Origin of the sequence: Nonomuraea diastatica (genome assembly GCF_004349015.1) — a bacterium.
GTDB classification, from domain to species: Bacteria; Actinomycetota; Actinomycetes; order Streptosporangiales; family Streptosporangiaceae; genus Nonomuraea; species Nonomuraea diastatica.
The window spans coordinates 15,491-27,588 of the sequence record NZ_SMKP01000146.1 but is presented as its reverse complement, the minus strand read 5'-3'; the positions used below and the strand labels follow the sequence as shown (position 1 = coordinate 27,588).

11 protein-coding genes are annotated in these 12,098 nt (G+C 70.0%); 7 read left to right on the top strand and 4 right to left on the bottom strand.

All coding sequences use genetic code 11. The features are described 5' to 3' along the window. The 3 genes from E1294_RS37490 to E1294_RS37480 all read right to left on the bottom strand — a co-directional run. Positions 1-576 (bottom strand): NYN domain-containing protein (locus tag E1294_RS37490; protein ID WP_132515721.1); only part of this gene is annotated, 576 nt, incomplete at its 3' end. Positions 577-684: 108 nt separating this feature from the next. Next, entirely contained in the window at positions 685-885 is a 201-nt protein-coding gene (locus E1294_RS37485; protein ID WP_132515720.1) for an acyl-CoA carboxylase subunit epsilon, read from the bottom strand. Further along, entirely contained in the window at positions 882-2,471 is a 1,590-nt protein-coding gene (locus E1294_RS37480; protein WP_132515719.1) for an acyl-CoA carboxylase subunit beta, read from the bottom strand. The genes E1294_RS37485 and E1294_RS37480 overlap by 4 nt, the downstream gene beginning before the upstream one ends. A gap of 35 nt (positions 2,472-2,506) precedes the next feature. Between E1294_RS37480 and E1294_RS37475 the strand changes: the two genes are divergently transcribed. The 3 genes from E1294_RS37475 to E1294_RS37465 all read left to right on the top strand — a co-directional run bounded on the left by E1294_RS37475 (position 2,507) and on the right by E1294_RS37465 (position 7,582). Beyond that, positions 2,507-3,283 (top strand): ABC transporter ATP-binding protein, encoded by a 777-nt coding sequence (locus tag E1294_RS37475; RefSeq protein ID WP_132515718.1) that lies wholly within the window; start codon positions 2,507-2,509, stop codon positions 3,281-3,283. Then, entirely contained in the window at positions 3,280-4,845 is a 1,566-nt protein-coding gene (locus tag E1294_RS37470; protein ID WP_132515717.1) for a hypothetical protein, read from the top strand. The genes E1294_RS37475 and E1294_RS37470 overlap by 4 nt, the downstream gene beginning before the upstream one ends. Before the next feature lie 91 nt (positions 4,846-4,936). After that, complete coding sequence (locus tag E1294_RS37465; protein WP_132515716.1) at positions 4,937-7,582, top strand: phosphoenolpyruvate carboxylase; 2,646 nt, start codon at positions 4,937-4,939, stop codon at positions 7,580-7,582. Positions 7,583-7,585: 3 nt separating this feature from the next. Here E1294_RS37465 and E1294_RS37460 read toward each other — a convergent pair whose 3' ends face one another. Next, positions 7,586-8,665, bottom strand: a complete 1,080-nt coding sequence (locus E1294_RS37460) for an epoxide hydrolase family protein (RefSeq protein ID WP_132515715.1) — start codon at positions 8,663-8,665, stop codon at positions 7,586-7,588. Positions 8,666-8,788: 123 nt separating this feature from the next. Between E1294_RS37460 and E1294_RS37455 the strand changes: the two genes are divergently transcribed. The 4 genes from E1294_RS37455 (at position 8,789) to E1294_RS37440 (ending at position 11,994) form a co-directional block, all read left to right on the top strand. Next, positions 8,789-9,607 (top strand): biotin--[acetyl-CoA-carboxylase] ligase, encoded by an 819-nt coding sequence (locus E1294_RS37455; protein WP_132515714.1) that lies wholly within the window; start codon positions 8,789-8,791, stop codon positions 9,605-9,607. Between the two features lie 66 nt (positions 9,608-9,673). Continuing rightward, a complete protein-coding gene (locus E1294_RS37450; RefSeq protein WP_132515713.1) occupies positions 9,674-10,186 on the top strand; it encodes a PH domain-containing protein in 513 nt (170 codons plus the stop codon). Between the two features lie 102 nt (positions 10,187-10,288). After that, positions 10,289-11,374: an S-(hydroxymethyl)mycothiol dehydrogenase gene (locus tag E1294_RS37445; RefSeq protein ID WP_132515712.1), complete on the top strand. Its 1,086-nt coding sequence runs from the start codon at positions 10,289-10,291 to the stop codon at positions 11,372-11,374. Beyond that, positions 11,374-11,994 (top strand): MBL fold metallo-hydrolase, encoded by a 621-nt coding sequence (locus E1294_RS37440; RefSeq protein ID WP_132515711.1) that lies wholly within the window; start codon positions 11,374-11,376, stop codon positions 11,992-11,994. Before E1294_RS37445 ends, E1294_RS37440 begins: the two co-directional genes overlap by 1 nt. The last annotated feature ends 104 nt before the right edge of the window (positions 11,995-12,098 follow it).

Here is a 12,098-nt window from a genome sequence, read left to right as displayed (position 1 = left end):
GGGCTGGGGAGCACGGCTGAAAAAGGGCCTCAGGAAATCAGCGGTGATCACTTCAACGGTGTCGGACTCCCACACCAGGCGCTCGGCCTGGTTGGTGCCGTAAGGCGGCTCGACCCCCCACAGATGGATGCGGACGCCGTAGGCCTGCGCCGCCTCGACCGCCGGAACCATGTCCTCATCGCCCGCCAGCAGGATCGTGTCGGTGACCGCATGATGCCGGGCCAGGGCCTCCAGATCGCTCCTGATCTGCGCGTCCACACCCTTCTGCTGGCCTCGGGCGTTCAGGTTGCCAAGCCGCACCTTGACCCAGGGAAGCTGGGCGATGACCCGCTGGTCGACGGTGGGCACACGGTCGCGGGCTGCGTCATACCAATAGATCCGCAGGAGTTCGCCAGAAATACGTTCCTCTGCATGTTTCTGTAGGCTCTGGATGAGCTCATCGGCGGCCACCCGATATTCCTTGCGCTCCTTCGCGCCGAGCAGCACCTCACCTGCCGCAGCGTACAGATAACCGACATCCACTAGGACGGCGTACTTGGCTGCCACAGGATGCGGCATGAGGTCTGGGATGGCCATGTCGTCCTCCAGGCCGCGGGTGTTAGTTGATCGGCTGACTATATACGCCTACTTTCTCTAGATAGTCCCAACTCCCGAGGAACTTGACACCCGATTCACAGGATCTATCTAGGGTAGAGCGCTCATCCGCCATGCCGACTTCCCTGGGACGACAGGCTTACGCATACCTCTGGCGGGGTTTCGCCACGTTTGCCGTCGGCGAGCGGGAGGCGCCTGTGGCTCGGCGTGTCGAGTGGCGAGTACCGCCACCAACGCGGCGATCTCCTCGGGCGCGGCGTCGCCACGAACAATGCGCAGATGGCTCGTCATAGCGGGATGTTCCCATGCTTCTTGGGCGGCAGCGTCGCCCGCTTGTTCCGCAACATCCGCAGCGCCCTGGTGACCTGTGCCCGGGTCTCGGCCGGCCGGATCACCGCGTCCACGTAGCCGCGCTCCGCCGCGATGTACGGATTGGTCAGCGTGTCTTCGTACTCGGTGACGCGCTTCGCGCGCACGGCGTCGGGGTCGTCGGAGGCGGCCAGCTCGCGCCGGTAGAGGATGTTGACCGCTCCCTGTGCGCCCATGACCGCGATCTGGGCCGTGGGCCAGGCCAGGTTGACGTCGGCGCCCAGGTGCTTGGAGCCCATGACGTCGTACGCGCCGCCGTACGCCTTGCGTGTGATCACCGTGATCAGTGGCACCGTGGCCTCGGCGTAGGCGTAGAGGAGCTTGGCCCCGCGGCGGATGATTCCGTTCCATTCCTGATCGGTCCCGGGGAGGAAACCCGGTACATCAACAAAAGTCAGGATAGGAATATTAAAGGCATCACATGTTCGAATAAATCTTGCGGCCTTCTCAGAGGCGTCGATATCCAGGCACCCGGCGAAATGCATCGGCTGGTTGGCCACGATCCCCACGGGCTGGCCGTCGACGCGACCGTAGCCGACCACGATGTTCTGCGCGAACAGCGCGTGGACCTCCAGGAACTCCCCGTCGTCCAGCACGTGCTCGATCACCCGGTGCATGTCGTACGGCTGGTTGGCCGAGTCGGGGATCAGCACGTCGAGCTCGGGATCGGGCTCGAGGTCGGCGGCCGGCTCGAAGACCGGCACCTCGTCCAGGTTGTTGGACGGCAGGTATGACAGCAGCGCCTTGACGTAGTCGAGAGCGTCGGCCTCGTCGTCGGCCTGGTAGTGGGCCACCCCGGACTTGGTGTTGTGTGTGTGGGCCCCGCCGAGCTCCTCGAACGTGACCTCCTCGCCCGTCACCGTCTTGATCACGTCGGGGCCCGTGATGAACATCTGCGACGTCTGGTCCACCATGACGACGAAGTCGGTCAGCGCGGGCGAGTAGACGTGGCCGCCGGCCGCGGCCCCCATGATGAGCGAGATCTGCGGGATCACGCCGGAGGCGTGCACGTTGCGCTTGAAGATCTCCGCGTAGAGCCCGAGCGCGACCACACCCTCCTGGATGCGCGCGCCGCCGCCCTCGTTGATGCCGATGATCGGGCAGCCGGTCTTGATCGCCAGGTCGAGCACCTTGACGATCTTCTCGCCGTACACCTCGCCGAGCGAGCCGCCGAAGACCGTCACGTCCTGCGAGAACACGCACACCTGCCGGCCGTCGATGGTGCCGTGGCCGGAGATGACGCCGTCGCCGTACGGCCGCCGCTCCTCCAGCCCGAACATCGTGGACCGGTGCCGGGCGAACTCGTCGAACTCCACGAACGAGCCCTCGTCCAGCAGCGCCAGCACGCGCTCTCTGGCGGTCATCTTGCCCTTGGCGTGCTGCTTGGCCACCGCGGTCGCCGACCCCGCGTGCACGGCCTCGTCGAGCCGTCGCTCCAGGTCAGCGATTTTTCCAGCAGTGGTATGAATATCCAGCTTTTCCGGTAGGTCGTCAGCCGCTGCAGTCATGCGCGCAAATCTAGTCCGTCCGCCAGAGTGGATCCATGACGGATGCCGTTCGCACCCATGGCCTGGTCAAACGTTACGGTTCGCAGGTCGCCGTGGCCGGGGTCGATCTCCAGGTCCCCGCGGGGAGTTTCGCCGGCCTCGTCGGCCCCAACGGCGCGGGCAAGACGACCACGCTCGGCATGATCACCGCGCTGCTCCGTCCCGACGGCGGCCATGCCGAGGTCGACGGGCTCCACGTGTGGCGCGACCCCGTCGCCGTCAAGGCGCGCATCGGCGTGCTCCCCGAGGGGTTGCGGCTGTTCGAGCGGCTGTCGGGCCGCGAGCTGCTGCTCTACAACGGCAGGCTGCGCGGCATCCCCAAGGCCGACGTCGAGCAGCGCGCGGGCGAGCTGCTCGACGTGATGGACCTGACCGGCGCCGCGGACAAGCTCGTCGTCGACTACTCCACCGGCATGCGCAAGAAGATCGGCCTGGCCGCCGCGCTCCTGCACAACCCGTCGGTGCTCTTCCTGGACGAGCCTTTCGAGGGCGTCGACCCGGTCAGCGCCAACACCCTCACCGAGGTGCTCCAGCGCTTCACCGCGTCCGGCTCGACCGTCATCTTCTCCAGCCACGTGATGGACCTGGTCGAGCGGCTGTGCGACTGGGTGTCCGTGATGAGCGCCGGCCACATCGTGGCGCAGGGCCCGCTGGCGGAGGTGCGCGGCGGGCGCAGCCTCAACCAGGCGTTCCTCGACCTGGTCGGCGGCACGCCGCACGGCCGCGAAGCGGGCCTGAGCTGGCTCGGCGCCCGGCCGGAGGGCCCCAGGTGAGCACCGTCCTGCTGTTCGCGCAGCTCAAGCTCCGGCTGCTGGCCGGCAACCTGCGCGGCGACACGCAGCGCAAGCTGGGTTTCGTCTTCACCGCGGCCATCGCCGCCGGCCTGGCCGCGCTCGGCTTCCTGCTGATGAGCCTGCTCAGGCTGGCCCCAGGCGTCATCTCCGCCTCGCTCCTGACGCTCGCCTTCGCGTCGTTCTTCTTCGGCTGGATGATCGGGCCGCTGCTCGCCTTCGGCCTCGACGACACGCTCGACCCCGCGAAGCTGTCGTTGTTCCCGCTGCGCACCGGGCGGCTCGCGGTCGGCATGTTCACCGCGTCGGTGACCGGTGTCTGGCCGCTCGCGACGCTCGTCGTGACCTGCGGCGCGCTGGTCGGGGTCGCGTCGGGCCCCGGCGGGATCCTGCTCGGCGTGCCGGCCGTGCTGCTGCAGTTCGCGCTCTGCGTGGTGGCGTCCAGGCTGCTCACCACCACGCTCTCCAGCGCGCTGCGCACCCGGCGCGGGCGCGACCTGCTGGCCGTGAGCGCGCTGGCCCTGGTGTTGCTCGCGCAGCTCCCCAACCTGCTGATGAACCGTGGCTTCAGCGACCCCACGGCGATGTTGCACCAGATGGCGGGCCTGCTCAGGTGGACCCCGCCCGGCCTGGCGGCGCACGCCATCGCCGACGGCGGCCTCACCGGGCTGGCCGAGCTCGCGTTGCTCGCCCTGCTCGTGGTGGCGCTCGGCTGGTTGTGGGTCAAGGCGCTGAGCCGGGCCCTCGTCATGCCCGACTCCTCCACCCAGGCGGCCTCCGTGCGCAGGGAGAGCGGGCTGGTCGACCGGGTCCTGCCCGACGGGCCGCTGGCGGCGGTGGTGACGAAGGAGCTGAAGTACATCAGGCGCGACCCGAGGTTCCGCGTGGGCTGGGCCAGCGCCATCGTCGTCACCCTCATCCTGTCGTTCTCGCTGAGCGATCCCGATCGGGGCGGGGGCGGCCAATGGACGCCGATCGTGATCTCCTGCATGGGCGCACTCATGATCGCCCTGCAGTCGGGGAACGCGTTCGGCATCGACGGGCGCTCGTTGTGGATGAACGCCGTGGCGTTCGGCTCCGAGCGCGATCTCGCCACCGACCTGGCCGGGCGGCACCTGGCGGGCGTGCTGGTCGCCGCCCCGCTGGTCACCGCGCTCGCCGTCGCCACCGGCCTGCTCACCGGGCACCCCGCGATGATCCTGCCGGCCACGCTGGCCGGATGGGGAGTGCTCGGCATCGGGTTCGGCGTCGGATCGGTGACCAGCGTGATCCTGCCCTACACGGTGCCCGACCGGATGAACGCCTTCACCGGCGCCGCCCCTGGACAGGGCGGGCAGGCGTTCGCCTCCGCCCTGGGCGCGTCGGCCGGCATGGCGCTGCTGATGGCGCCGTTCGTGGTGGCGCTGCTGTTCGGGCTCTTCTGGGTGTGCGCGGTGGCGCCGTTCTACGGCCTGCTGGCCGAAGTGCTCGGCAGGCGGCTGGGCGCCAAGCTCGGATTCGCCCGGATGCCCGATCTGCTCGCGGCGGTGTCGAAGCCCACCTGACCTGCCAGAAACCCGCTTCCCACCCAATGGTCTAGTCCAATTGATGAGACCGGTCTACGGTCGTTCGTGGCGACTCGCTACCCTTCGAAACATGATTGACCAGGGGCTCGAACATCGCAGCGCCGCCGTGACCGAGATGCCGGACGAGCTGCGCCACGATGTGCGCCTGCTCGGCAAGCTGCTCGGCCAGGTGCTGGCCGAACAGGGCGGCGAAGACCTGCTGGCCGACGTCGAACGGCTGCGCAAGTCGGTCATCGCCGCGCGCAGGGGCGAGATCTCGGCCGACGAGATCACCGCCATGATCGCAGGATGGGAGATCGAGCGGGCAGTCGAGGTGGCCCGGGCGTTCACGTGCTACTTCCACCTGGCCAACCTGGCCGAGGAGCACTACCGCATCCGCACGCTGCGCGAACGCGACGCCGAGGGGAGAGTGCAGCGCGAGTCGCTCGCGCAGGCCGTACGCGAGCTGGGTCACGAGCGCGTCACCGAGCTGGTGGAGGGCCTTGAGCTGCACCCGGTGCTCACCGCGCACCCCACCGAGGCGCGCAGGCGCGCGGTCGTCACCGCGATCCAGCGGGTCAGCGGCCAGCTCACCGAGTACAACTCCCCGGGCCGCGGCGCCTCCGAGCGGGCGGAGAGCAAGCGGCGCATGCTGGAGGAGATCGACCTGCTGTGGCGCACGGCCCAGCTCCGCTCCACCAAGCTCGACCCGCTCGACGAGGTGCGCACCGCCATGGCCGCCTTCGACGAGACGTTGTTCCGTACGGTGCCGCAGGTCTACCGCGCACTCGACGCGGCGCTCGGCACAGCGGCCGGCACAGCGGCCGAAGGGGGCACCGGCACCCGCCCGCCGCAGGCCAGGCCGTTCATCCGCTACGGCAGCTGGATCGGCGGCGACCGCGACGGCAACCCCAACGTCACGGCCAGGGTCACCCGCGAGACCGTCCAGATCCAGTCCGAGCACGTGCTGACGGCCCTTGAGACCGCGTGCTCGCGCATCGGCCGCACGCTGACGGCCTCCGCCCAGTTCGCCCCCTGCTCGCCCGAGCTCAAGACGGCGCTGGCCACGGCCGGGGACGCCCACCCCGAGGTCGTCTCCGAGCTGGCCACCCGCTCGCCGCGCGAGCCGCACCGGCAGTGGCTGCTGTTCGTGGCCGCGCGCATCGCCGCCACCCACCGCCGCGACCTCGACCTGGCCTACCGCTCGCCCGACGAGCTGCTGGCCGACCTGCACCTGGCGCAGGAGTCGCTGGCGGCGAGCGCGCCGCGGCAGGCGTACGGCGAGTTGCAGCACCTCATCTGGCAGGTCGAGACGTTCGGCTTCCACCTGGCCGAGCTGGAGGTGCGCCAGCACTCCCAGGTGCACGCCGCCGCGCTGGAGGAGTTGCGGGCGGGCGGCGAGCCGTCGGAGCGCACCGAGGAGGTCCTGGCCACGATCCGGGTGGTCGGCTGGATCCAGGAGCGGTTCGGGGTCAGCGCCTGCTCCCGCTACGTGGTCTCCTTCACCCGCTCGGCCGGTGACGTCGCGGCCGTCTACGAACTGGCCAGGCACGCGCTCGGCGACCGCGCGCCCGTGCTCGACGTCGTGCCGCTGTTCGAGTCGGGCGAGGACCTGGCCAACTCGCCGCGCGTGCTCACCGGCATGCTCGACATCCCGCAGGTGCGGCAGCGCCTGGCCGACACCGGCCGGCGCATGGAGATCATGCTGGGCTACTCCGACTCGGCAAAGGAGCTCGGCCCCGCCGCGGCCACGCTCCGGCTCTACGAGGCGCAGGAGGAGCTGACCCGCTGGGCCGCCGAGCACGACGTGAATCTGCGCATGTTCCACGGCCGCGGTGGCGCGCTCGGCCGCGGCGGCGGCCCGGCCAACCGCGCCGTGCTGGCCCAGGCCCCCGGTTCGGTCGCGGGCCGGTTCAAGGTCACCGAGCAGGGCGAGGTCATCTTCGCCCGCTACGGCCACATCGCGATCGCCCGCCGCCACCTGGAGCAGGTGGCCAACGCCGTGCTGTTGGCCTCCTCGCCGACGATCGGGTCGCGCACCGCGGCCGCCGCCGATCGGTTCCGCGGCCTGGCCGAGCAGGTCGCCACGGCGTCCGAGCGGGCCTACAGGTCGCTGACCGAGGCGGAGAGCTTCCCCGAGTGGTTCGGCCTGGTCAGCCCGCTTGAGGAGATCGGCACGCTGCGCCTCGGCTCCCGCCCGGCCCGCCGCGGCCTGGGCGCACCGCGCTCGCTCGACGACCTGCGGGCGATCCCGTGGGTGTTCGCGTGGGCGCAGACCCGGGTCAACCTGCCCGGCTGGTACGGCCTCGGCACCGGCCTGGCGGCTGTCGGCGACATCGAGGAGTTGCGGGCGGCGTACACCGAGTGGCCGCTGTTCAACGCGATGCTCGACAACGCCGAGATGTCACTGGCCAAGACCGACCGCTCGATCGCCAAGCGCTACCTCGCGCTGGGCGGCAGAGAGGACTTCACCCGGCAGGTGCTGGAGGAGTACGACAGGACCCGCGAGCTGGTGCTCAGGGTCACGGGGCACACGCGGCTGCTGGAGAACCGCAAGGTGCTCTCGCGGGCGGTCCAGCTGCGCGACCCGTACGTCGACGCGCTGTCGCATCTCCAGCTGCGGGCCCTGCGCGCGCTGCGCACCGGCAACCCGTCGGAACGGGAGCGCGACCGGCTGTCCACGCTCCTGCTCCTGTCGGTCAACGGCGTCGCGGCGGGCTTGCAGAACACCGGCTGAGCGTCAGCGCAGGTCCTCGAAGAAGGCGATCATGTCGGAGGTGAGGGCCTCGGTCGCGCTGTGCGCGGTGTAGTGGCCGTGCGCCGGTGCGGGCAGCGTCTTCCAGGAGACGATGCTGGCGTGGTCGCGGTCCGCGAAGCGGCGGATCGACGCGAAGTCGCCCTCGGCCATGGCCAGCGCCGTCGGCTTGGTCGTGGGCTCCTTGGGCTGCTCCATGCGCGCGTTCTCCCAGTACAGCCGGATGGACGACCCCGCGGTCCCGGTGAACCAGTAGATCGAGGCGTTGGTCAGGACGAACTCGTCGTCCAGGTCCTCGTCCAAAATCTGCGCCTGCCAGCCCAGCAGCCCGGCGGGGGAGTCCATGATGGCGTGGGCGATGGTCTGCGGCTGCTGGGAGTGCAGCACGTTGAAGGCGCCCTTCTCCTTCCAGAACCAGTCGAGCACCGCCAGCCCCCGCTGCTCCTCCTCGCTCAGGTCCGCGAACTCGGCCGGATCGCCGGACGGGAACGAGTACAGCTGCGTGACATGCACACCGACCACGTGGTCCGGGTCGACCCGGCCGAGCTCGGGGGAGATCGTAGAGCCCCCGTCGTTGCCGGCCACGCCGTACCGCTCGTAGCCGAGCCGGGCCATCAGCTCGGCCCACGCGCGGGCGATGCGGGTGATGTCCCAGCCCGGCTCGCTGGTGGGGCCGGAGAAGCCGGCTCCGGGCAGTGACGGGATGACCAGGTGGAAGTGGCGCTTCAGCGGCTCGATGGCCTTGACGTATTCGAGGAACGAGCCGGGCCAGCCATGGGTGAGGATCAGCGGCAGCGCGTCGGGATTGTCGGAGCGCACGTGGAGGAAGTGAATGTTCTGCCCGTCGATCTCGGTGGTGAACTGCGGATGGGCGTTGAGCCTGGCCTCCTGCGCCCGCCAGTCGAACCCGTCGAGCCACTGGCCGACCAGTCGCTTGACCCGCTCGACGCTGACGCCGTGGTCCGTGCCGGGGATTTCGTGGGTGAACCGGGTCCTGGCCAGGCGGTCGCGGAGGTCGTCGAGGTCGGCTTGGGGGATCTCGATGCGAAAGGGGGCGATGCTCATGGCGGTCCTCTCCGGAGCGGTTCGTTCTGTTCCCATAGTAGCAGAACGGAACGCTTTATTCCACAATCTCCTGATGGCACTCCCGCGGATGTACGCAGGACGTCCATCAGCCAAGATAGGAGGATGGCCAACTCGCGCTACTCCGACCTCGACCGCCCGCCGCTGAACGCGGCGGCGCTCAACCGTGCCCTCGTCCGCCCCGGCTCGCTGTGGACAGGCGTCACGGTCGTCGAGAGCACCGGCTCCACCAACGCCGACCTGGCCGGCGCCGCCAAAAAGGGGGCGCCGGAGGGGTCCGTGCTGGTGGCGGAGGCGCAGGCCGCGGGCCGCGGGCGGCTGGGCCGCTCCTGGTCGGCCCCGCCCCGCTCGGGCCTGACGTTCTCGATCGTGCTCAGGCCGCACGTGCCGCTCGCCGCCCAGGGCTGGCTGACCCTCATGTACGGCGTCGCCGCCGCATCGGCGGTGCGCCGCCTGGCCGAGGTCGACGTGCGCCTGAAGTGGCCCAACGACCTGCTGATCGGCGAACGCAAGCTGGCCGGCGTGCTGGCCGAGCGCGCCGACGACGCCGTCGTCATCGGCATGGGGCTGAACGTGTCGCTCAAACCCGACGAGCTGCCCGTCGAGACCGCCACGTCGCTGGGCATCGAGCAGGCGGCCTGCCTCGACCGCGATCCGCTGCTGCGGGCCGTGTTGCGCGAGGTCGAGAGCCACTACCACGACTGGGTCGACGCCAAGGGCGACGCGGAGGCGTCCGGGCTGCGCTCGGCGTACCTCGCGGTCAGCGCCACGGTCGGGAGGCAGGTCAGGGTGGAGCTGCCGGACGATCAGGCGCTGACCGGCCGGGCGTCCGGCATCGACCAGTGGGGGCATCTCCAGGTGGAGTCCGGCGGCGAGCACTACACGCTGAGCGCGGGCGACGTCGTCCACGTGCGCATGGCCTGACGTGCGCCGGGTGCGCGCCGCACCACCGCGTAGCCGCCAGGGCGGCGATGATGGCACCATTTGCGCATGACCCTTCCCGACCATCATCTGACGCAGGGTGAGCGGCGCGTCAGATCCTTCCACCCTCACTGGAAGCGGCTCGTCGTCCCCTTCGTCGCGCTGGTGCTCATCGCCGCGGCCGCCGGCGCGGCCCTGTACTTCATCCCGGCCGACTGGGAATACGCCTTCTACGCCAGGATCGCCACCGGCGTCATCGGCCTCATCCTGCTGACGATCTGGTCGTTCGTCCCCTACCTGCAGTGGAAGAACACCGGCTACGTGCTCACCACCCACCGCTTCACGATCAGCACCGGCGTGCTCAACAAGTCGACCGACGAGATCCCGATCGCCAAGGTCAACACGGTCAGCTCCGACCAGACGTTCCCCGAGCGGCTGCTCGGCTGCGGCACGCTGAGCGTCGAGTCCGCCGGCGAGAGGGGCGAGATCGTGTTGCGCGACATCCCGAAGATCCAGGACGTCCGCACCGAGCTGTTCCGGCTCGTCGAGGATGCCTCCGACGGGGAGATCGACGGCCGCTGACGTACACTCCCGCGGGTGGGACGATCACCTCCGGCCAGAGGGCTCGGCGTGGTGCGGCGCTATGTCTTGCGGAGATCATCCTCCTGACACAAGATGGCTGGCATGCCGTACGAAGTGCAGGGCGTGATCGCCAGAGGCAAGGGTCAGGAAGTTTCGCTCGAGACGGTCGTCGTCCCCGATCCGGGGCCGGGCGAGGCGGTCGTCGACGTGCAGGCCTGCGGGGTCTGCCACACCGACCTGCACTATCGGGAGGGCGGGATCGGCGACGACTTCCCCTACCTGCTCGGCCATGAGGCGGCGGGCACCGTCGAGGCGGTGGGTGAGGGCGTCACGGGGCTGGAGCCGGGCGACTTCGTCATCCTCAACTGGCGGGCCGTGTGCGGCCAGTGCCGGGCCTGCCTGCGCGGCCGGCCGTGGCACTGCTTCAACACCCACAACGCCCGCCAGAAGATGACACTCACCGACGGCACCGAGCTGTCGCCCGCGCTGGGCATCGGCGCGTTCCAGGCCAAGACGCTCGTCGCCGCCGGCCAGTGCACCAAGGTCTCCGCCGAGGCGCCCGCCCAGGTCGCGGGGCTGCTCGGCTGCGGCGTCATGGCCGGCATCGGCGCGGCGATCAACACCGGCGGGGTGACGCGCGGCGACAGCGTGGCGGTCATCGGCTGCGGCGGCGTCGGCGACGCGGCCGTGCTCGGCGCGTCGCTGGCCGGCGCCGCCAAGATCATCGCGGTCGACGTGGACGACCGCAAACTCGAGTGGGCCCGCGGCTTCGGCGCCACCGACACGGTCAACTCCCGCGACAACGACCCGGTCGAGGCCATCCGCGACCTCACCGGCGGTTTCGGCGCCGACGTGGTCATCGAGGCGGTGGGGCGGCCCGAGACGTACGAACAGGCCTTCTACGCCCGTGACCTGGCCGGCACGGTCGTGCTGGTCGGCGTGCCGACCCCGGAGATGCGGCTGGAGCTGCCGCTGCTCGACGTGTTCGGGCGCGGCGGGTCGCTCAAGTCCTCCTGGTACGGCGACTGCCTGCCCTCGCGCGACTTCCCCATGCTGATCGACCTGTTCCTGCAGAACCGCCTGCCGCTCGACCGGTTCGTGACGGAGACGATCCAGCTCGGCCAGGTCGAGGAGGCGTTCGGCAAGATGCACCGCGGTGAGGTGCTGCGCTCGGTGGTGGTCCTCTGATGATCGACCGGGTCATCACCTCGGGCACGTTCTCGCTGGACGGCGGCACGTGGGAGGTCGACAACAACGTATGGCTGGTGGGCGACGCCCGCGAGGTGGTCGTCATCGACGCCGCTCACGACGCCACACCGATCGCCGAGCGGGTGGGCGGGCGCGCGGTCAGGGCCATCGTCTGCACCCACGCCCACAACGACCACATCAACGCGGCCGGGCCCCTCGCGGGCCTGGCGGGGGCGCCGATCCGGCTGCACCCCGCCGACCAGGTGTTGTGGGAGCAGCAGTACGCCGACTCGTTGTCGTACGAACCGCTGGCCGACGGCGAGAAGGTCGCGGTCGGCGGCATCACGCTGCAGATCCTGCACACGCCCGGCCACGCGCCCGGAGCGGTCTGCGTGTACGCCCCCGAGCTGGGCGCGCTGTTCAGCGGCGACACGCTCTTCAAGGGCGGGCCGGGGGCGACCGGGCGCTCCTACAGCTCGTTCGACACGATCATCGACTCGATCAGGGAGCGCCTGCTGACGCTGCCCGCGGAGACCGTCGTGCACACCGGTCACGGCGACTCGACCTCCATCGGCGCGGAGGCGCCGCACCTTGAGGAGTGGATCGCCCGGGGTCACTGACGGGAGTGACTCGCTCGCGTCCGGGTACATCAGTGTGGCGTACCTAACGTAGGCAAGCCTAACCAAAGTGGGCTACCTTAGGTGTGCCTTACCTAATGGTGCCC